Annotated in this window: 19 protein-coding genes and 2 tRNA genes; 10 read left to right on the top strand and 11 right to left on the bottom strand. The window is 67.4% G+C overall.

Annotated features, from left to right (window positions below; genetic code table 11):
* The first annotated feature begins 7 nt into the window (after nucleotides 1-7).
* The 3 genes from gltX (at nucleotide 8) to F5X71_RS26075 (ending at nucleotide 1,909) form a co-directional block, all read left to right on the top strand.
* Entirely contained in the window at nucleotides 8-1,480 is a 1,473-nt protein-coding gene (gene gltX, locus F5X71_RS26085; protein WP_167464392.1) for a glutamate--tRNA ligase, read from the top strand.
* A 134-nt stretch (nucleotides 1,481-1,614) separates the two neighbouring features.
* A tRNA-Gln gene (locus F5X71_RS26080) sits at nucleotides 1,615-1,686 on the top strand.
* A gap of 150 nt (nucleotides 1,687-1,836) precedes the next feature.
* Nucleotides 1,837-1,909: transfer RNA gene (locus F5X71_RS26075), tRNA-Glu, on the top strand.
* 415 nt (nucleotides 1,910-2,324) lie between these two features.
* Here F5X71_RS26075 and F5X71_RS26070 read toward each other — a convergent pair.
* The 3 genes from F5X71_RS26070 to F5X71_RS26060 form a co-directional block, all read right to left on the bottom strand.
* Entirely contained in the window at nucleotides 2,325-2,528 is a 204-nt protein-coding gene (locus F5X71_RS26070) for a DUF5302 domain-containing protein (RefSeq protein ID WP_167464391.1), read from the bottom strand.
* Between the two features lie 171 nt (nucleotides 2,529-2,699).
* On the bottom strand, nucleotides 2,700-3,200 hold the full coding sequence (locus F5X71_RS26065) for a pyridoxamine 5'-phosphate oxidase family protein (protein WP_167464390.1): 501 nt from the start codon (nucleotides 3,198-3,200) through the stop codon (nucleotides 2,700-2,702).
* Nucleotides 3,201-3,233: 33 nt separating this feature from the next.
* Nucleotides 3,234-3,935 carry an IclR family transcriptional regulator gene (locus tag F5X71_RS26060; protein WP_167464389.1) on the bottom strand — a complete coding sequence of 234 codons (702 nt, stop codon included), beginning with the start codon at nucleotides 3,933-3,935 and terminating at the stop codon, nucleotides 3,234-3,236.
* 174 nt (nucleotides 3,936-4,109) lie between these two features.
* Between F5X71_RS26060 and leuC the strand changes: the two genes are divergently transcribed.
* The 3 genes from leuC to F5X71_RS26045 all read left to right on the top strand — a co-directional run bounded on the left by leuC (nucleotide 4,110) and on the right by F5X71_RS26045 (nucleotide 6,991).
* A complete protein-coding gene (gene leuC, locus F5X71_RS26055) occupies nucleotides 4,110-5,531 on the top strand; it encodes a 3-isopropylmalate dehydratase large subunit (RefSeq protein WP_167464388.1) in 1,422 nt (473 codons plus the stop codon).
* Between the two features lie 35 nt (nucleotides 5,532-5,566).
* Entirely contained in the window at nucleotides 5,567-6,175 is a 609-nt protein-coding gene (gene leuD / locus F5X71_RS26050) for a 3-isopropylmalate dehydratase small subunit (protein ID WP_167464387.1), read from the top strand.
* A gap of 156 nt (nucleotides 6,176-6,331) precedes the next feature.
* Complete coding sequence (locus tag F5X71_RS26045) at nucleotides 6,332-6,991, top strand: HU family DNA-binding protein (protein ID WP_167464386.1); 660 nt, start codon at nucleotides 6,332-6,334, stop codon at nucleotides 6,989-6,991.
* A gap of 247 nt (nucleotides 6,992-7,238) precedes the next feature.
* Here F5X71_RS26045 and F5X71_RS26040 read toward each other — a convergent pair whose 3' ends face one another.
* The 3 genes from F5X71_RS26040 to cofC all read right to left on the bottom strand — a co-directional run bounded on the left by F5X71_RS26040 (nucleotide 7,239) and on the right by cofC (nucleotide 11,194).
* Nucleotides 7,239-8,177: an NUDIX hydrolase gene (locus tag F5X71_RS26040; RefSeq protein WP_167466744.1), complete on the bottom strand. Its 939-nt coding sequence runs from the start codon at nucleotides 8,175-8,177 to the stop codon at nucleotides 7,239-7,241.
* Between the two features lie 20 nt (nucleotides 8,178-8,197).
* Nucleotides 8,198-10,357: an RNA degradosome polyphosphate kinase gene (locus F5X71_RS26035; protein WP_167464385.1), complete on the bottom strand. Its 2,160-nt coding sequence runs from the start codon at nucleotides 10,355-10,357 to the stop codon at nucleotides 8,198-8,200.
* Between the two features lie 153 nt (nucleotides 10,358-10,510).
* Nucleotides 10,511-11,194, bottom strand: a complete 684-nt coding sequence (gene cofC / locus F5X71_RS26030) for a 2-phospho-L-lactate guanylyltransferase (protein WP_167464384.1) — start codon at nucleotides 11,192-11,194, stop codon at nucleotides 10,511-10,513.
* 31 nt (nucleotides 11,195-11,225) lie between these two features.
* Here cofC and F5X71_RS26025 point away from each other — a divergent pair, with 31 nt between their 5' ends.
* Nucleotides 11,226-12,221, top strand: coding sequence for an NAD(P)H-dependent glycerol-3-phosphate dehydrogenase (locus F5X71_RS26025; RefSeq protein WP_167464383.1), 996 nt, complete (start codon nucleotides 11,226-11,228; stop codon nucleotides 12,219-12,221).
* Between the two features lie 3 nt (nucleotides 12,222-12,224).
* Here the strand turns inward: F5X71_RS26025 and F5X71_RS26020 are convergent, their stop codons facing one another.
* The 4 genes from F5X71_RS26020 to F5X71_RS26005 all read right to left on the bottom strand — a co-directional run bounded on the left by F5X71_RS26020 (nucleotide 12,225) and on the right by F5X71_RS26005 (nucleotide 14,762).
* The gene (locus tag F5X71_RS26020) at nucleotides 12,225-12,557 is read right to left on the bottom strand and encodes a hypothetical protein (protein WP_167464382.1); all 333 of its coding nucleotides are present in this window, start codon (nucleotides 12,555-12,557) and stop codon (nucleotides 12,225-12,227) included.
* 54 nt (nucleotides 12,558-12,611) lie between these two features.
* Entirely contained in the window at nucleotides 12,612-12,911 is a 300-nt protein-coding gene (locus F5X71_RS26015) for a hypothetical protein (protein WP_167464381.1), read from the bottom strand.
* Nucleotides 12,912-13,171: 260 nt separating this feature from the next.
* The gene (locus F5X71_RS26010; protein ID WP_167464380.1) at nucleotides 13,172-13,969 is read right to left on the bottom strand and encodes a hypothetical protein; all 798 of its coding nucleotides are present in this window, start codon (nucleotides 13,967-13,969) and stop codon (nucleotides 13,172-13,174) included.
* 16 nt (nucleotides 13,970-13,985) lie between these two features.
* A complete protein-coding gene (locus tag F5X71_RS26005; RefSeq protein ID WP_167464379.1) occupies nucleotides 13,986-14,762 on the bottom strand; it encodes a hypothetical protein in 777 nt (258 codons plus the stop codon).
* A 259-nt stretch (nucleotides 14,763-15,021) separates the two neighbouring features.
* Here F5X71_RS26005 and F5X71_RS26000 point away from each other — a divergent pair, with 259 nt between their 5' ends.
* Genes F5X71_RS26000 through F5X71_RS25990 form a run of 3 tightly spaced genes read left to right on the top strand, consistent with a single transcriptional unit; the run spans nucleotide 15,022 to nucleotide 17,487 of the window.
* Nucleotides 15,022-16,122, top strand: coding sequence for a D-alanine--D-alanine ligase family protein (locus tag F5X71_RS26000; RefSeq protein WP_167464378.1), 1,101 nt, complete (start codon nucleotides 15,022-15,024; stop codon nucleotides 16,120-16,122).
* A gap of 46 nt (nucleotides 16,123-16,168) precedes the next feature.
* A complete protein-coding gene (locus F5X71_RS25995) occupies nucleotides 16,169-17,158 on the top strand; it encodes a D-alanine--D-alanine ligase family protein (RefSeq protein WP_167464377.1) in 990 nt (329 codons plus the stop codon).
* 41 nt (nucleotides 17,159-17,199) lie between these two features.
* Nucleotides 17,200-17,487 (top strand): DUF6191 domain-containing protein, encoded by a 288-nt coding sequence (locus tag F5X71_RS25990; protein ID WP_238815474.1) that lies wholly within the window; start codon nucleotides 17,200-17,202, stop codon nucleotides 17,485-17,487.
* Between the two features lie 11 nt (nucleotides 17,488-17,498).
* On the opposite strand, the gene F5X71_RS25985 is transcribed toward F5X71_RS25990, so the two are convergent.
* On the bottom strand, nucleotides 17,499-18,218 hold the full coding sequence (locus F5X71_RS25985) for a DUF3515 domain-containing protein (RefSeq protein WP_167466743.1): 720 nt from the start codon (nucleotides 18,216-18,218) through the stop codon (nucleotides 17,499-17,501).
* Between the last annotated feature and the right edge of the window lie 107 nt (nucleotides 18,219-18,325).

Below are 18,325 nucleotides of genomic sequence, written 5' to 3'. Positions count from 1 at the left end.
GAGAGCCATGACTGAAGTACGGGTCCGATTCTGCCCGTCACCGACCGGCACGCCGCACGTCGGCCTGATCCGGACGGCGTTGTTCAACTGGGCATACGCCAGGCACCACGGTGGAAAGTTCGTGTTCCGGATCGAAGACACCGATGCGGCACGGGATTCCGAGGAGTCCTACCGCGCCCTACTGGACGCGTTGCGCTGGCTCGGGCTCACCTGGGACGAAGGCCCCGAAGTGGGCGGCCCCTACGAGCCGTACCGCCAATCCCTGCGCAGGGACCAGCATCTCGATGTGGTCCGGCGGTTGCTGGAAGCCGGGGAGGCCTACGAATCCTTCTCCACCCCTGAGGAAGTCGAAGCCCGCCACCGCGCCGCGGGCCGCGACCCGAAACTCGGCTACGACAACTACGACCGCGACCTCACCGCGCAGCAGATCGAGGCCTACCGAGATGCCGGGCGCACCGCGGTGATTCGGCTCCGGATGCCCGACGAAGACATCACCTGGCACGACCTGGTGCGCGGCGAGACCACGTTCAAGGCGGGTGTCGTGCCGGACTTCGCGCTCACCCGCGGCACCGGTGAGCCGTTGTACACGCTGGTCAACCCGGTCGACGACGCGCTGATGAAGATCACCCACGTGCTGCGCGGTGAAGACCTGCTCTCCTCCACCCCCCGCCAGATCGCGCTCTACGGCGCCCTGCGCCGGATCGGCGTCGCCGAGTTCACCCCGGAGTTCGGACACCTGCCGTTCGTGATGGGTCAGGGCAACAAGAAGTTGTCCAAGCGCGACCCCGAGTCGAATCTGTTCGTACACCGCGACCGCGGCTTCATCCCCGAGGGTTTGCTGAATTACCTGGCATTACTCGGTTGGAGCATCGCTGATGACCACGATGTGTTCACGATGGCGGAGATGGTTGCCGCCTTCGACATATCGAAAGTGAATTCGAATCCGGCACGCTTCGATCAGAAGAAGGCGGACGCGCTCAACGCCGAGCACATCCGATTGCTGGAGACCGGAGATTTCACCCATCGGCTGCGCGAGTATCTGACCGATCGCTCGCATATCGGCGCCGAAATCGATGAGAAGCTCTTCGCCGCGGCGGCCGAACTCGTGCAGACCCGGATCGTCGTGTTGTCCGACGCCTGGGAACTGTTGCGTTTTCTGTTGGCGCCCGCCGAACAATTTGCGATCGACCCGGCGGCCGGGGCCAAGAATCTCGGCGCCGAAGCCACGCCGGTATTGGAAGCCGCCATTACCGCGCTGGAGCCACTGAACGAGTGGACCACCCCCGCAATCGAAGCGGCGCTCAAAACCGCGCTCATCGACGAACTGGGGCTCAAACCGCGCAAGGCATTCGCACCGGTGCGCGTCGCCGTCACCGGATCGCACATCAGCCCGCCGCTGTACGAGTCCCTCGAACTGCTCGGCCGCGACGTCAGTCTCGAGCGCCTCCGCTCCGCCCAGGAGTGGTCGGCCACCGCCTGACCCGGCCCAAACGGCCTAAAACATGGCCTGGACCAGCCGATTTGTAGTAAACGGGTAGCCGTTTGGTACTCTTCTTCTCGGCCGGAACACGGCCTCCCAGTCAGCCAGACTGCGAGGCCGAATTACCAGGTCATTGGGGTATGGTGTAATTGGCAACACAGCTGATTCTGGTTCAGCCATTCTAGGTTCGAGTCCTGGTACCCCAGCGGAGAGAGACGCTGACGACAATCGGTGCGCGACCGAAAATCGAACAGCACCTGGCGATTTGGTCGCCACGCCTCGGGAAGCTAAGCTAACCGAGCCTCCAGATCGAAAGATCACAAGGTGCTCCTCGTGCCAACGAGAAGCTGTCTTAGGGCCCCGTCGTCTAGCGGCCTAGGACGCCGCCCTCTCAAGGCGGTAGCGCGGGTTCGAATCCCGTCGGGGCTACAACCAGATGGAAGGCCCATGCTCACACAGAGCGTGGGCCTTTTCTGGTTTCCGCGTATTTTGTGGGGGCGAAGCCCCCACGCCCCACCCGGAGGGCTGCCGCCCCCGGACCCCCGCTGCGGGGTCGCTTCGCTCCCCTTGGGTCGGTCGCTTCGCATTCCTGGTGGGGGTGGTTGGGTTTTCGGGGGAGGGTGGGGGTTGGGTCGGGTCGGGTCGGGTTGTGGGGGCGGTCGCTTCGCGGCCCTGGGGTGGGGTCGCTTCGCTTCCCGTGGTGGGTGGTTCTTGGGTTCTTGGGGTGGGTTGCTGTGCTGGATGCTGGGGATCGGGCCTGGCTGAGGGGGACTTGTGGTTGGGTGCGCTCGCTGGTTTGCGGCTGGAAAAAAATGAGGCCCTCCGGGGTGGAGGGCCTGGGGCTTTATCCGCTCTTGCGGCGGAACTCTCGTTTGTGGCTGGCGTTGCCGTGGGTTGCGGATGCCTTGGAACGGCCGTCGAGATGGTCGGCGGTTCGGGCGTGGTTGTTGTTCTTGCGGTCCAGCGCCTCTTTGAACTTTCGCTTCAATTCTTCGGCGCTCGCGCCCTCGGAACTGCCTGAGCTCTGGGAACTTCCCGATTCCGCCATCGCCTGCTCCTCGTCGTCGCGGTCGTGCGCCACAGCCCGTGGGCGGCGGTGCCCGGCCGATTCGGTGTCGAACGGTTCGACGGTAGTCGCCGGGGGAGGCGATGTCAGGTCGATATCGCCGCGCGTCCCCGACTCGGGTGGGCGCGCTGGTGTCCCAGCGAGTGGGACGGGTCAATCCAGGGGCTGTGCGGTGGTGCCGCCGAAGGGGATCGGGGGCAGGCCGAGCTTGCGGTGGTCCCAGCTGCGGACGCGCTCGGGGACGACCCGGATGGCGCTGCGTTTGTGCAGCATGGCCTCGACCATGGGACGCGCCTGCTCGCTGTACGGCCCGGTGTAGCGCTCCCACACGCTGACGCCGACGGCGAAGAGCCGGTCGGCATCGTCGACGAGCTCGGCACGGCCCTCGATCGCGACGCCGCGCAACTGGTCATAGGTCTGGCCGGCCTCGACCATGCAGGTGACGCGCGGATCGCGGCGCAGATTGAGCGCCTTCTGCGACTTGGTCTTGGTCTCGAACCAGATCTCGCCGTCGAGCAGCGCGTACCACATGGCGGTCAGGTGCGGCCTGCCGTCCTTGCCGAGGGTCGCGAGCGTCGCGATGCGGCTGCGCTGCAAGAACTCGGTGATCTCGGTATCGGACATGACGATCTGTGCCCGTTGGTTGACTCCCATGGGCCAACTCTAGAGGCAGATTTCTAGAACGTGTTATAGGCGCTTGTGCAGTGCCTCGGCGGCGGCGACCAGGTCGGCGGCCCAGCGCGCGCCCGGCCTGCGGCCCATCCGGTCGATCGGGCCAGATACCGAGACGGCGGCGATGACGGTGCCGCCCGCGTCGCGCACCGGCGCGGAGACGCTGGCCACGCCGGACGCGCGCTCGGCCGCGCTCTGCGCCCACCCGCGCTTGCGCACCTCGGTGACGGCGCGTTCGCCGAAGACCGCGTCGGCCAGGATGGTGCGCTGCAACTCGGGATCGGCCCAGGCGAGCAGGACTTTGGCGGCCGATCCCGCGGTCAGTGGCAGGCGGGCGCCGACGGGGACGGTGTCGCGCAGGCCGACCGGTGGTTCCATCGCCGCGACACAGACGCGCGCATTGCCGTCCAGGCGGTACAACTGGACGCTTTCGCCGGTGATCTCACGCAACCGGGGCAGCACCGCCGAAGCGGCCTCCAGCAGCGGATCGGTGGCTCCTGCGGCGAGCTCGGCGAGGGCGGGGCCGGGCCGCCACAGGCCGCCGTTGTCGCGGGCGAGCAGCCGATGTACCTCGAGGCCGACGGCGAGCCGGTGCGCGGTGGCCCTCGGCAGTCCGGTGCGGGCGCACAGCTCGTTGAGACCGCAGGGGTGCTCGGCGACGGCGTACAACACCGCCACTGCTTTGTCGAGGACGCCGATGCCGCTATGCTGTCTCATAGAACGATACTAGCGTCTCGGATGCTGGGAAATCCACCGCCGCGGAGACTTCCCCCGGCGCGGATTCTCGCCACGCGACATCCGATCTCGCATATCCGAGCAGCAACTTGTGCAGCCGTCGCCGCGTTCACAGCCCCGATCGCGGACCGGATGCTTGTCGAAAGGTGACCGAGAATGGCACAGCCGCGCACCATGGCCGAAAAGGTGTGGGAGCAGCATGTCGTCGCCCGCGGCGCGGGCGAGGGCGCCGGGCGCGAGCCCGACCTGATCTACATCGATCTGCATCTCGTGCACGAGGTGACCAGTCCGCAGGCCTTCGACGGGCTACGGGCGGCGGGCAGGCGGGTGCGCAGGCCCGATCTCACCATCGCGACCGAGGATCACAACGTCCCGACCGTCGACATCGACCAGCCGATCGCCGACCCCATTTCGCGCACCCAGGTGGACACCCTGCGGCGCAATTGCGCGGAATTCGGTGTGCGGCTGCACCCGATGGGCGATCTGGATCAGGGCATCGTGCACGTCGTCGGCCCGCAATTGGGCCTGACGCAGCCCGGGATGACGGTGGTGTGCGGGGACAGTCACACCTCGACGCACGGCGCGTTCGGCGCGCTGGCGATGGGCATCGGCACCTCCGAGGTCGAGCATGTGCTTGCCACCCAGACACTCTCGCTGCGCCCGTTCAAGACGATGGCGATCACCGTGGACGGCACTTTGGCGCCGGGCGTGACGAGCAAGGACCTGATTCTCGCCGTCATCGCCAAGATCGGCACCGGTGGCGGCCAGGGTTATGTGCTGGAGTATCGCGGTGCGGCCATTCGCGCGATGTCGATGGAGGCGCGAATGACCATCTGCAACATGTCCATCGAAGCGGGCGCCAGGGCGGGCATGATCGCCCCTGACGAAACAACCTATGAATTCCTCGCGGGACGGCCGCACGCCCCGCAGGGGGACGACTGGACGGCAGCAGTGGCCGCCTGGGAGGCGCTCAAGACCGACGAGGGCGCGGTTTTCGACGCCGAGGTGCACATCGACGCCGACGCGCTGACCCCGTTCGTCACCTGGGGCACGAACCCGGGACAGGGCGCGCCCCTTGGCGAATCGGTGCCCGATCCCGCGCGGATAGCCGACGAGACGGCGCGCGAGTCGGCGGAGAAAGCGCTGCGATACATGGATTTGGCGCCGGGAACCCCGCTGCGCGATGTGGCGATCGACACCGTATTCGTCGGTTCGTGCACCAACGGGCGCATCGAGGATTTGCGTGCCGTGGCCGGGATTTTAAAGGGACGCCGGGTCGCCGACGGAGTGCGAATGTTGGTTGTACCGGGGTCGATGCGGGTTCGCGCACAGGCTGAATTAGAAGGACTGGGCGACATTTTCACGGCCGCGGGTGCCGAATGGCGCCAGGCGGGGTGCTCAATGTGCTTGGGAATGAATCCGGATCAGCTCGCGCCGGGCCAGCGCTGTGCCTCCACCTCGAACCGGAACTTCGAGGGCCGCCAGGGCAAAGGCGGCCGCACGCACCTGGTTTCCCCGCTCGTAGCGGCCGCGACGGCGGTCCGCGGAACCCTGTCCTCGCCTGCGGATCTGGACTGACCGGGCGCGACACCTCTACCGACTCAGGAGAATCAATGGAAGCCTTCACCGTGCATCAGGGGATCGGCGTGCCGCTGCGCCGTTCCAATGTCGATACCGATCAGATCATCCCGGCCGTGTACCTGAAGCGGGTGACCCGCACGGGATTCGAGGACGGACTGTTCGCCGCATGGCGATCGGATCCGGACTTCATTCTCAACACCGAGCCCTACAAGCGGGGAAGTGTGCTGGTGGCCGGTCCGGATTTCGGCACAGGATCCTCACGTGAGCACGCCGTTTGGGCGCTGTCGGACTACGGCTTTCGGGTGGTGATCTCGTCCCGGTTCGCCGACATCTTCCGTGGCAATGCCGGTAAGGGCGGTCTGCTGGCCGCTCAGATGTCACAGAACGATGTCGAAATGCTCTGGAAGTTGCTCGAGGAACAGCCCGGTCTGGAATTGGTTGTCGACCTCCAGGCACGCACGGTGACCGCCGGAACCGCCGTGTTGCCGTTCGATATTGATGACTACACGCGGTGGCGTCTGCTCGAGGGATTGGACGACATCGGGCTCACTCTGCGCCGCGACGACACCATCGCCGAGTTCGAAAACGCAAGGCCAGCATGGAAACCCACTACCCTCCCGGCACGTATTTCGCAGTCCTAAACACCTCGCCGGGTTAGCTGGATGGGCAGGGGGCCGATAGCTGGACGTGTGCTAAACCACATGAATTTTGGCGTGGCACATAGACTCTTGCCCATTGTGGGTTTACCGTGGTACCTAGTCGGTCCGACGACGGGCCATTAGTCTGCGGAGGATTCAATGAACAAGGCGGAACTGATCGACGTTCTGACCGAAAAGTTGGGTACGGACAGGCGCACGGCCACCGCGGCAGTCGAGCATGTGGTCGACACCATCGTGCGCGCGGTGCACAAGGGTCAAAGCGTCACAATCACCGGTTTCGGTGTGTTCGAACAGCGTAAGCGTGCGGCTCGCGTCGCCCGGAACCCGCGCACCGGCGAAACGGTCAAGGTGAAGCCCACTTCGGTGCCTGCGTTCCGTCCGGGCGCTCAGTTCAAGGCCGTGATCGCCGGCAAGCAGAAGCTCACGGCGAGCGGTCCGGCCGTCAAGCGCGGCGCGAATGCCCCGGTGGCAGCGAAGAAAGCGGCTGCGAAGAAGACGGCGGCCAAGAAGACCGCCGCCAAGAAGGCGACCCCGACCAAGGGCCCCGCCAAGACGACGGCGAAGAAGGCTGCCAAGAAGGCACCCGCAAAGACCGCCGCTCGCAAGGCGACTGCGACCAAGACCGCAGCCAAGAAGGCTCCGGCCAAGGCCACGGTGAAGAAGGCCGCGGCCAAGAAGGCCCCCGCCAAGAAGGTCACCGCGGCCAAGAAGACCACTGCGGCAAAGAAGACCGTCGCCAAGAAGGCGCCCGCGAAGAAGACGGCCGCCAAGAAGGCGCCGGCTCGTCGCAGCCGCTAGGAACACGCGGTAAGACCGCAACAACGGCCCCGGAGGCTCGCCTCCGGGGCCGTTTCGGCTGTCCCGACCGGCCTTTCAGGCCGTGTGGGCTGAGTTCGGCTCTCCCGCGCGGCATACGGGCGTCGCCGACGATGCCCGGTCACGGGGGTGATCGACCGGCGGACGCAGCCGTAGCGGCCCTTTTCGCCCGATACGGGCGAGCAGGGCCGGTTTCGACTGTCGGGGTCCGGGTTTGGGTCCGGTGTGCTCAGTCGCGGACGACGTCGGCGGACAGCGTGCGGTCCATGTGGTCGGCCGCGACCAGGTTGCCGCGGTAGCACGAGAGCACCCAGACACTGCCCTTGCGGTTGCGCGCCGAAGGCAGGGTGACCCCGTCGCGATCGGCCCACCACTGCAGCAGATCCGGAATCACCTTGCCCTGACTGCACACAACGCGAACCTCGGTGTCCGAGACCAGCGAGACGAGTCGGGCGCGTCCCTCGTCCTGCGCTGCGGCATAACCGGTTTCGGACAGCAGCGGTTCCAGCACGATCTCCGTGCCGAGCTTCTCCGCCAGCGGTGTCACCGTCTGCACACAGCGCACCGGATCGGCGGAGTAAACCTCAGATGCCCCGAACGCCAAGAGATTCGGGACCAGCACCCGGGATTGGGACTGGCCCTCGCGATCCAGCGGGCGCAACGGGTCGGGACCGGAGAAGCGGTCGCGCCGACCGGCTTTCGCGTGCCGCACGAGCAGTAGCGTGCTGGTATCCGGTGGCAGCCGGGTGAACGCGCGCACCACCTGCCGGTCCATCGGATAGGACAACTGGTCCATCACCCGATCCAGCGGATGCCAATTCAGCACGTCCACTTCGCTATTGGCGGTGAACTCGCCGCCTGCCACCGTCGCCGCCCAGTAGTCGACCCGCTTTAGCTTGCGGTGCCCGGGAATCGGGTAGGTGACGTGCCCGAGGTAGCGACCGAGCCTGCAGTCCAGCCCGGTCTCCTCGCCCACCTCACGCAGGCCCGCGAGCACCGGCGTCTCACCGGGGTCGAGCTTGCCCTTGGGCAGCGACCAATCCTGATACTTGGGCCGGTGCACGACGGCGATCTCGATCGCCCCGCTCGGCGCCTTGCGCCACACCACCGCGCCCGCGGCGTGAATGTTGGCGGTAACCCGGGGGTCCCACAACGGACCCCCTGTCATCTCGTACCCGGTGACACCGCTCACTGCTGATCGGGCCTCCGCAGCCGCATGAGGAATTCCTGGTGGTCACGTACTTTCACGTCGTCATCTCCGGCGTGCTCCGGCCAAGCGAGCCAATTACCATCCGACCGGAGTACCCAGCAACGGGTGTTGGGATGCAGCGCGGAGTCGAAAACTTGACCGAGCTGTTCGGTCAGCCGCCGATCCTTGACCTGCGCCATCACTTCCACGCGCCGGTCGAGGTTGCGGTGCATCATGTCGGCGCTGCCGATCCAGTACTGATCCTGGGCCTGGAAGTGCATCACGCGCGAGTGCTCGAGGAAGCGGCCGAGGATCGAGCGCACTTCGATGTTCTCGCTCATGCCGGGGACGCCGGGACGCAGACCACAGATGCCGCGCACCACGATCTGCACCGGCACGCCCGCCAGCGAGGCGCGGTAGAGCGCGTCGATGATCTCCTCGTCGACGATCGCGTTGGCCTTCAGCCGGATTCGGGCATCCTTGCCCTGCTTGGCCAGTTCCGTCTCGCGCTGGATCCGTTCGATGATCCCCGCGCGCACCCCGTGCGGCGCGACGAGCAGGTTGCGGTAGTTCTCTTTTCGTGAGTAACCCGTCAGCGAATTGAACAGATCGGTCAGATCGGCGCCGATTTCCGGTGCGGCGGTGAGCAATCCGACATCCTCGTAGAGGCGCGCGGTCTTCGGGTTGTAGTTGCCCGTGCCGATGTGGCAGTAGCGGCGGATCGTCGCGCCCTCCCTGCGCACCACCAGGCAGGTCTTGCAGTGGGTCTTGAGCCCGATCAGTCCGTAGACCACGTGCACGCCCGCTTGCTCGAGCGCGCGGGCCCATTTGATGTTGGCCTGCTCGTCGAAGCGGGCCTTGATCTCGACCAGCGCGACGACCTGCTTGCCCGCCTCCGCCGCGTCGATGAGCGCGTTGACGATGGGGGAGTCGCCGGAGGTGCGGTAGAGCGTCTGCTTGATCGCGAGCACCTGCGGGTCGGCGGCCGCCTGTTCGATGAACCGCTGCACGCTGGTGGAGAACGAGTCGTAGGGGTGGTGCACCAGCACATCGCCCTCGCGCAGCGCCGCGAACACGTTGCGCGGGGTCTCCCGCTCGCCGAACGCGGCCGGGGTGGCGGGCACGTACGGGGTGTCCTTGAGGTTGGGCCGGTCCACGCCGTACACCTGCCACAGGCAGGACAGGTCGAGCAGACCGGGCACCTGGATGACATCGCCGGGATCGACATCCAGTTCCCGCAACAGCAATTCGAGCATGTGCTCGGTCATGTCGTCGGAGACCTCGAGCCGCACCGGCGAGCCGAAGCGGCGCCGGGCGAGCTCGCGCTCCAGTGCCTGCAGCAGGTCCTCGTCGCGATCCTCGTCGACCTCGAAGTCGGCGTTGCGAGTGATCCGGAACGAGTGCTGCTCAACCACTTCCATGCCGGGGAACAGCAGGTCCAGGTGCGCCGCGATCAACTCCTCCATCGGAAGGAACGCGGCGATAGGCGAATTCGAGTCGGTGCGGCGCACCCGGACGAACCGGTCGACATTGTCGGGCACCTTGACGCGGGCGAAGTGCTCGCCACCGGTCGACGAATCCTTCACTGTCACGGCGAGATTGAGACTCAGGCCGCTGATGTAGGGGAACGGGTGCGCCGGGTCGACGGCGAGCGGGGTCAGCACCGGGAACACCTGATCCTGGAAGTGACCCGAGAGGCGTTGGCGCTCATCGTCGTTGAGATCGTCCCAGTCGATGATCGCGATGCCCTCTTCGGTCAGCGCGGGCAGCACATCGTCGAGGAAGACCCTGGCGTGCCGCTCGGCGATCTCCTGGGTGCGCTTGGTGATCAACTCCAGCTGTTCGCCGGGGGAGCGGCCGTCGGCGGAGCGCACCAGCAGTCCGGTCTCGGCGCGCCGTTTCAGGCCCGCGACGCGGACCATGTAGAACTCGTCGAGATTCGAGGCGAAGATGGCGAGGAACTTGGCCCGCTCGAGCAGCGGCAGCGAGGCGTCCTCGGCCAGGGCGAGCACCCTGGCGTTGAAATCGAGCCAGCTCAACTCGCGATTGAGATAGCGATCGCGTGGCAACTGCTCGACGGTGGCGTCCGTCGGCTCCGGTGAGGCCGCGGGCGGCGGGGTGGGCAGCAACTGTTGCTTGACGGTCTCGGTATCGCTCATGCCCGTACCTCGCTGGCGCTCGGCGCCGACATGCGCGATGCGCACCGGTCCATAGTTCGCTTACTCACGCCAACGATCATCCCCTACTCGGGGTGCGATGTGCAGGCCGACACTGCGATTGCCGTCACCATCGGCCACGGGTTTGGCGACCTTCTAGCACACTCGGCGCACGGGCTGGTGAACGCGGCCCTGCCAGCCGATGTCGTGCAGCACAGCACGGGTCGACCCGCCCGCGCCGAGCTCGATCGCCAGGTCCAAGTCGTCGGCCGTATCCACATCCAGCCGTAACCCCGGCCATTCGCCGGGTAGGTCCACCGCCCCCGCCGCGACGTGCTTGCCCGCCGAGCCCGGCCCGAACCGCGGATCGAGCGGAGCGACGGGATCGCGGACAAGTAGCGCGGCCGTTCCGGTGCCCGCGTGATCGACCACGATCGAGCGCATACCGAGCGGCGCGGTGGCCAACATGTCGGCCAGTTCCTCCGGCCGCAGCGCGGGCAGATCCGCTTGCACCGCCAGCAGATCGATGGCCCCGTGGCGGCGGCGCAGCGCGGTGGCGGCGTCGGCCAGCGCGGCGTTCAAGCTGTCCGGGCCGATCGGTCGCGGCTCCGGGTGCACGGCGGCGCCCAGGCCGCGCGCCGACTCGGCCACCGCGGGGTCGGGCGTGACAACGGTGACCGAGGCGATCTCCTCGACGGTCGCGACGGCGGTCACGGTGTCGGCGAGCATGGCGAGCACCAACCGGGCCCGGTGTTCCGGGCGCAGCCGATCGGCCAGACGACTCTTGGCCTGATCGAGGCTCTTGACCGCGATCACGGCATGCACGGCGTGCGGGCGCATGCGACCAATCCTTCCATGGCATATTGGGCTGATGACGAGGGCGGCAGTACTGGGCGCGGGATCATGGGGAACCGCGTTCGCGAAGGTTTTGGCGGACGCGGGCACCGAGGTCACCATCTGGGCTCGACGACCCGAGGTCGCCGAGGTACTGCGCACCGATCATCGCAATCCGTCCTATCTTTCCGATATTCAGTTGCCACCGATCGCGGCAACGCACGACCCCTCGGTCGCACTGGACGGCGCTGACCTCGTCGTCCTCGCCGTGCCGTCGCAGTCCCTGCGCGCGAATCTCGCGCACTGGAAGGACCTGATCGGCCCGGACGCGACGCTGCTCAGCCTGGCGAAGGGCATCGAGACCGGCACCCTGCTCCGGATGAGCCAGGTGATCGCCGACGTCAGCGGCGCCGACCCGAGCCGGATCGGGGTGCTGTCCGGTCCGAACCTGGCGCGGGAGATCGCCACCTGCCAGCCCGCGGCAACGGTGATCGCGTGTACCGATGCCGAGCGTGCTGTGGCGGTGCAACAGGCCTGCGCCACCGGATATTTCCGCCCGTACACCAACACCGACGTGATCGGGTGCGAGATCGGCGGCGCCTGTAAGAACGTGATCGCCCTCGCCTGCGGTATCGCCTCCGGAATGGGCTTGGGCGACAACACCATCGCGAGCATCATCACGCGGGGGCTGGCCGAGATCATCCGGCTCGGCGTCGCGCTCGGCGCCGAACCGGCGACCCTGGCGGGTCTGGCCGGCGTCGGTGATCTCGTGGCGACGTGCACCTCGCCGCTGTCGCGCAACCGCTCCTTCGGCCACGCGCTCGGCGCGGGCGGCTCGATGGAGTCCGCGCAGGCGGCGACCCACGGTCAGGTCGCCGAGGGCGTGAAGTCCTGCACCTCCATCCGCGCCCTGGCCGAGAAGCATGCCGTCGACATGCCCCTGACCACCGCGGTCCATCAGGTCTGCCACGAGAACGTCCCGGTGCTCGCCGCCGTCGGCAATCTGCTCGGCCGCCGCATCAAGCCGGAGTAGTGGCTAGCTCGCCGGGTCCCCGAGCATGTTGTTGAGCTTCTCGGTCTCGCGCACCTGCTGTTCCTGCTGCAGGCCGAAGCTGGTGGCGGCGGTGTGCAGCGCGTTGCCGATCTGCTCGGCGACCGGCTTGGCCTCGTTGAGCCGCTGCTGGATGAATTCCGCTGCGGCGGTGTAGGACTCCCACATCCCGAAGAAGAGCGGCCCGAACTGCACGACGGTGTATTTCAGCGGGTCGATCTCGCCTGCGGTCTGCGCCAATTCCGGGGCCACCTCGTTGAGCCACACCTTGGAGACCTGCTCGAGCAGGTCGACGTCTACCTTCAGTTCTCTTGCCATGCTTGATCACTCCACGGATTTCGATGCTTGCTGAGTCAGGGCGCCCGGCGGTGCTCAGCCCGGTTCGACGATGCGCCAGACAGCAAGTTCGGCGGCTTCGGACGGAGTGCCGTCCCACGGATGGTCGCGGAAATTCTCGTCGGTCAACAACGTTCGGTACTTCGGCTTCGGTGCGCCGGCGTTGGTGACGTCCAGTACCGAGATCCGGGTGGCGAGCGACGACCGCTTCAGCCGGCGCGCGATCTCCGTGGCGACGGGCCGCAGATCGTTCGGACTCGTCGACTCCGTGACATGCAGATCGACCGTGACCGATATCCGCCCCGGCTCCGCGGTCCGGTCCACCGCGTCGACCATGAACAGGCAGGTTCCCACCGGGAACCGCAGTTTGGTGAGTGTCGCCGTCAGGTATTTCTCGTCCTCGTTCTGTGCGGGAGAGGAAGGGCCCGCAGGACACCGTCCCGGTGCTGTCGTGGTGGACACCGCCGCGGCACTCGGTGCCGGGGCCGCGCGTCCGTCCTCGCCGGAACCGCACGCGGACAACGCGAACGCGCCGCAGACGGCGGCCACCGCCAGTGGGCGAGCGGCTCGGTGCCGGAAGCGCGCGGTGTCGTGCATCATTTCTCCTCGCCGTCTTGGTGCCAGTCGTCGTCCTTGCTGTCGAACAGGTCGGTCGCGCCGGCGGGCCACGTCACCGCGCCCGACTTGGCCACATCGAACCCGGCAGGAGCCCGGATCAGGTTCTTCAGGTCGTTGCTCGCGACGTAGACCTTGCTCTGCACCTTGACGAAGTCGGTGAGCAATTGAGCGACGAGCTCCACCGCGGTGACGATGGCGGAGTTCAAATTGTTGATGGTCCAGATCGCGGCGACGCCGGCGGTGGCCGCCGTCTCCTCGGCGAAGGTCGCGACGTTGGCGACGATCGTCGCCAATTTGCCGGTCAGGTTGTAGTAGAGATTCTGGCCCTCTTCGGCGACGGTGATGAGCCGGTCGTGCATTGTGGTGCACATCGTGTCGATGGTGGTCATCGCCGCCTGCTGGCTTTCCTTCGTCGTCTTGAACGACTTGTAGGCGCTGCCGTCCCAGCGGCCCTCCATGTTCAACTCACGGCGCCCCTGCATGCCGATGCAGCCGCGCACCTCGGCCCCGATCCATTGCCATTTCGCGGCGTAGTCCAGGAACAGCCAGGGCGCGAACATGCCCTCGACGGCTTGTTTCAGATTCTCGAACAAGGACGCCAGGGCGTCCTGGATGTCGTCTCTGACCTCGCTCACCTTGAAGTACACCAGGGGAGCGACGTACTTCAGTTTGTCGACCGCGTCGTTGATCAGGTCCGGTGTCTTCTCGACCTCCTCGACCTTGCGCGCGAAATCGTCTCGCACCTGGGCAAGGGTCTTCTCGGATAACTCGACCATGGCTCCGAATTCCGTTCTAGCTGTAGGTCAGCAGATACTGTTCGTGCTCGAGCACCTGTGCGGCCACCTCTTCGTCCGAGGCGCGCTCGAGCTGGACATCGCTGACCGGGCGCGGCTTCTTCGCGCGTATCTGCTGGCAGCAGTCGAGGATGTCGTGGGCGATGAAATCGGTCTCGGTGCCCGCCGCCCAACCCGGGTCGATCGTGATCGAGATCAGCTTGGACCACGTGGCCCGCACCCGCAGCGCCGGCTGACCGAACGCGTCGCGTCCCGGTCCGTAGACCTCGCGGGGAGTTTCGAGGAACAGCTGGTCGTACAGGTCGCGGTACTCGTCGATGGAGCGGGTCCGCAGCAGTAAGGGGGCGGCGGCGCGCAGCGTCGGGACGGTCGCGGGCGGCAGCTCGCCGGACTCGACGGTGTGCGCGGCCCACTCGTACATACCGTAGCGATAGGCCTCGAGGATCGACTGCCCGTACTGCGCGGGCGCGAACGCGAACTTCCAGTCGCGACCCAGCTTGATGCGCACGGGCAGGCGGTCGGGCCCGACGTCCACCGAGACCAGCGACGATTTCGGTGGCGTGGGCAGGCCGAGCCTTGCCATCGCCGTGCTCGCCGTCGCGCGGGCGGCGGAATCCGGGCTACTGAGCGAGGCGGACGGCGCCGCAGCGGCAGGCGGTCGACCCGAGGCAGCGTCGTACCGAGGCGGTGGCGCCGCGGGCGCGGCCGGTCGCAGCGGCTCCTCGTCCCAGAATTCGTCAGGATCGTCGTAGTGGTTGTAGAACCCACCGGCCATCACTTCACCCCACCAAGGCCACCAGCCTGCACCGCAGACCGTGCCACATTATGGACAATCACCAGCAACCCCCAGTTCGAGTCGGCCGCCGCGGCGGTCGCGATCACCCTGGCGCGGACCGGTCGGTTTGTCAACTGACCCGGACTGCCAACATCGGTTGCCTTTGCGCAGCGTGCGGGGTGAAACGCGGGGGTGGGCGGGGGATGGCAGCACCGGGTAGCGGTGGGTCCACCCCGGGGTGCCGGGTACGGTTCGGGGCATGACGAACCGGATCCGGGTGGCTGTGGTTTTCGGCGGACGGAGCAATGAGCACTCCGTGTCCTGCGTGTCGGCCGGCAGTGTGCTGCGCAACCTGGACCCGGCGAAGTACGACGTGGTCCCGATCGGGATCAGCACCGAAGGCACCTGGGTACTGGCCGATTCGGAGGTCGCCGCGCTCGGTTTCCGCGATCGCGCGCTGCCCGCGGTCGACGGCACCGGCACCGCGTTGACGCTGGCGACGGGCCGCAACGGGTCCGGTGCGCTGCTCGCCCTCGACGATCCCAACGTGGCCTTCGGCGCGGTCGATGTCGTATTCCCCATCCTGCACGGGCCGTTCGGTGAGGACGGCACCTTGCAGGGCCTGCTGGAACTCGTCGGTGTGCCCTATGTCGGTCCCGGCGTGCTGGCCAGCGCCGCGGGCATGGACAAGGAGTTCACCAAGAAACTCCTTGCGGCCGAAGGGCTGCCGGTCGGCAGGCAGGTGGTGCTGCGGCCGGGCACCGCGACCGTCGACGCGGCGGATCGGGAGTCGCTCGGTTTGCCGGTGTTCGTCAAGCCCGCGCGCGGCGGTTCCTCGATCGGCATCACCAAGGTCACCAGCTGGTCCGAGCTGGACGCGGCGATCTCGGTGGCGCGGGCGCACGACCCGAAAGTCATTGTGGAGGCGGGCATCGTCGGCCGCGAGGTCGAATGCGGCGTGCTGGAGTTCCCGGACGGACGGGTGCAGGCGAGCGTGCTCGCCGAGATCCGGATGCCCGACGAGGACGCCGCGGCGCAGCCGGAGTTCTACGACTTCGAGACCAAATACCTCGACGACGTCTGCGAATTCGACATCCCGGCGAAGCTGGACGACGAAATCGCCGACAGCGTCCGGGAACTCGCGGTCAGGGCGTTCCGTGCGCTGGACTGTCAGGGCCTGGCCCGCGTCGATTTCTTCGTCACCGCCGACGGCCCGGTGATCAACGAGATCAACACCATGCCCGGCTTCACCCCGATCTCGATGTATCCGAAAATGTGGGATGCCACCGGGATCGACTATCGGTCCTTGATCTCCACCCTGATCGACACCGCTGTCGCGCGCGGTACCGGACTGCGCTAGTCACGGTCGATACCGGCGGCGCCGAGTGCGGACGAAAGCGGGTCAGATGCGGGTTGCGGTGCTGTTCGGCGGGACGAACGCCGAGCGGGATGTCTCGATTGCCACGGCGGGTCAGGTTTTTCGCGCGTTGCGTACCCGCGGACACGAGGTGTCGGCCTACGACACCACGGTGGGCCGCCTGACACCCGGCGACGAGGATCGGCTCGTGGCCGCGACGGTCCCCGCGGAGCCACCGCGGGTCAGCGCTTCCGTGGCGGACCGGACCATGCGATTGCTCTGCGAGCAGGACGGCTTACGCGACGTCGACGTCGTTTTCCTGGCCTTGCACGGTGGCACCGGAGAGAACGGCACCATCCAGGGCCTGCTCGATCTGGCGGGCGTGCCCTACACCGGCAGCGGCGTGCTGGCCAGCGCGGTGGCGATGGACAAGGACGTGTCCAAGCGGCTGTTCCGGCTCGCCGGGGTGCCGACACCGGACTGGCGGATGGCAGCGGCATCGGACGAGCGCGACGACCGGCTCGGCTGGCCGGTGATCGTCAAGCCGAACAAGCAGGGCTCGACGGTCGGACTGACGGTGGTCGACGAGCGCGCGCAGTACGCGGCGGCGGTGCGGGCGGCCCGCGCGCACGACGACGAGGTGATGGTCGAAAGGTTCGTGCCTGGACGCGAATTCGTGGTCGGTGTGCTCGGTGACGAGCCGCTCGCGGTCGGCGAGATCATTCCGCGGGGCAGCGAGATCTTCGACTATCGCAGCAAATATCAGGTCGGCGGCGCGGTGGAGATCTTCCCGGCCGAGATCCCGGACGCGCTGGCGCAGCGGATGCGCACGCACGCGGTGCTGGCGCATCGGGCACTCAAGCTAGGCGCCTACAGCCGGATCGATTTCCGGGTCGACGCCGCAGGGGAGATCTGGTGTCTCGAGGCCAACACCCTGCCCGGCCTGACCGCGACCAGCCTGCTGCCGCAGTCCGCGGCCGCCGCGGGCCTCGAGTTCGCCGAACTGTGCGAGCAGATCTGCCTGCGCGCGCTCGATTAGCACCGCCGATTTTTGCGTAGTGTCGAAGCATGCTCGTGGCGATGACGATTCCGGGGCTGGCGTTGCTGCTGATCGCCCTGGCCTTTGCCGAGGTGGTGTGGCGGAAGGTGACCGGCAAGACGTTGGTGCCGTGGATGCGCGAGAGCGGCAGGCCGGTGGCAGCGGTGGGCTTCGAGCAGTTCGACGCCGTGTTCGCGGCCGGTAAGCAGCACGAGTTCGAGCAGGTGCAGTCGACGCTGATGTACCGGGAGAACCCGGGTGACGGCGCGCCCGGCGGCGTGGATGTCGACCTGGCCAAGGGCACCGTGACCTTGGTTCCGCCGGACTGACGCCGTCGAGCTCAGTTGGGCAGCGGACCCGGATCGAGGTCCTTGGCGGGCAGGTTCGCGGTGATCGCGTCGGAGATGCTTTGCAGCGGGGTGGGTCCGGAGCCGTCGGGCACGGTGAGCGCGATGTAGGTCTCGCGGTCGACCGCGAACCAGGTGCTCGCCTTGGCGGCCGGGTCGCGGGCTTCGAACCACTGGACGTTGTTCACCAGCTGCAGGGCCGATGCGCGGTTGAATTCGAGCGGGCGATCCAGGCCGCAGCGCAGCACGATCGCGTCGCCGCCGTCGGGCCGCTGCCAGGCCCTGGTGCCGGGCGGGGACGGTTCGACGAGCGTGGATTTGGTGAACTCGCCCAGTGTGGTCGGCAAGGCGGGCAGCAGGGTGACGCACGCCGTGCCGCCCGCGGCGGGCGCCGGGACCGGCCCGAGGACGAGTGGTTCCCGTTCGACCGGCGCGCGCCGGGCCAGCACGGCCGCGACCAGCAGGCCGACGACGAGCACGACCGGAAGGGCGACGGCGGTGGCGATGAGCGCGGGCGAGTACTGGCGGGCGGACACGTCGGCGGGGTGCCGCACGCCGCCGTCGGATTCGGTGGTGCTCGCGGGCTCGGTCGCAGTGCCCGCGGCCGTGGCGTCGGCGTTGTCCGGCGTGGGCGTCGCGTCCGTACCGCTTGCCGCCGATGTCGCCGCGCCCGTGTCTTTCGACGAATCGTGGTCCGACGATTCCGCCGCCATGCTCACCGACCCTTTCCTGCGCTGGATGACCGGCCGCGTCGCGATCGCCGCCGCGGTTGCCGTGACCGGCCCGGTCGTACTCGATTGCCCTGGAAAGGGTACCTTCG

It is taken from the genome of Nocardia brasiliensis, from assembly GCF_011801125.1.
Taxonomy (GTDB): domain Bacteria; phylum Actinomycetota; class Actinomycetes; order Mycobacteriales; family Mycobacteriaceae; genus Nocardia; species Nocardia brasiliensis_C.
The sequence above is the reverse complement of the archived record's forward strand: the minus strand, read 5'-3'. Positions and strand labels throughout refer to the sequence as shown.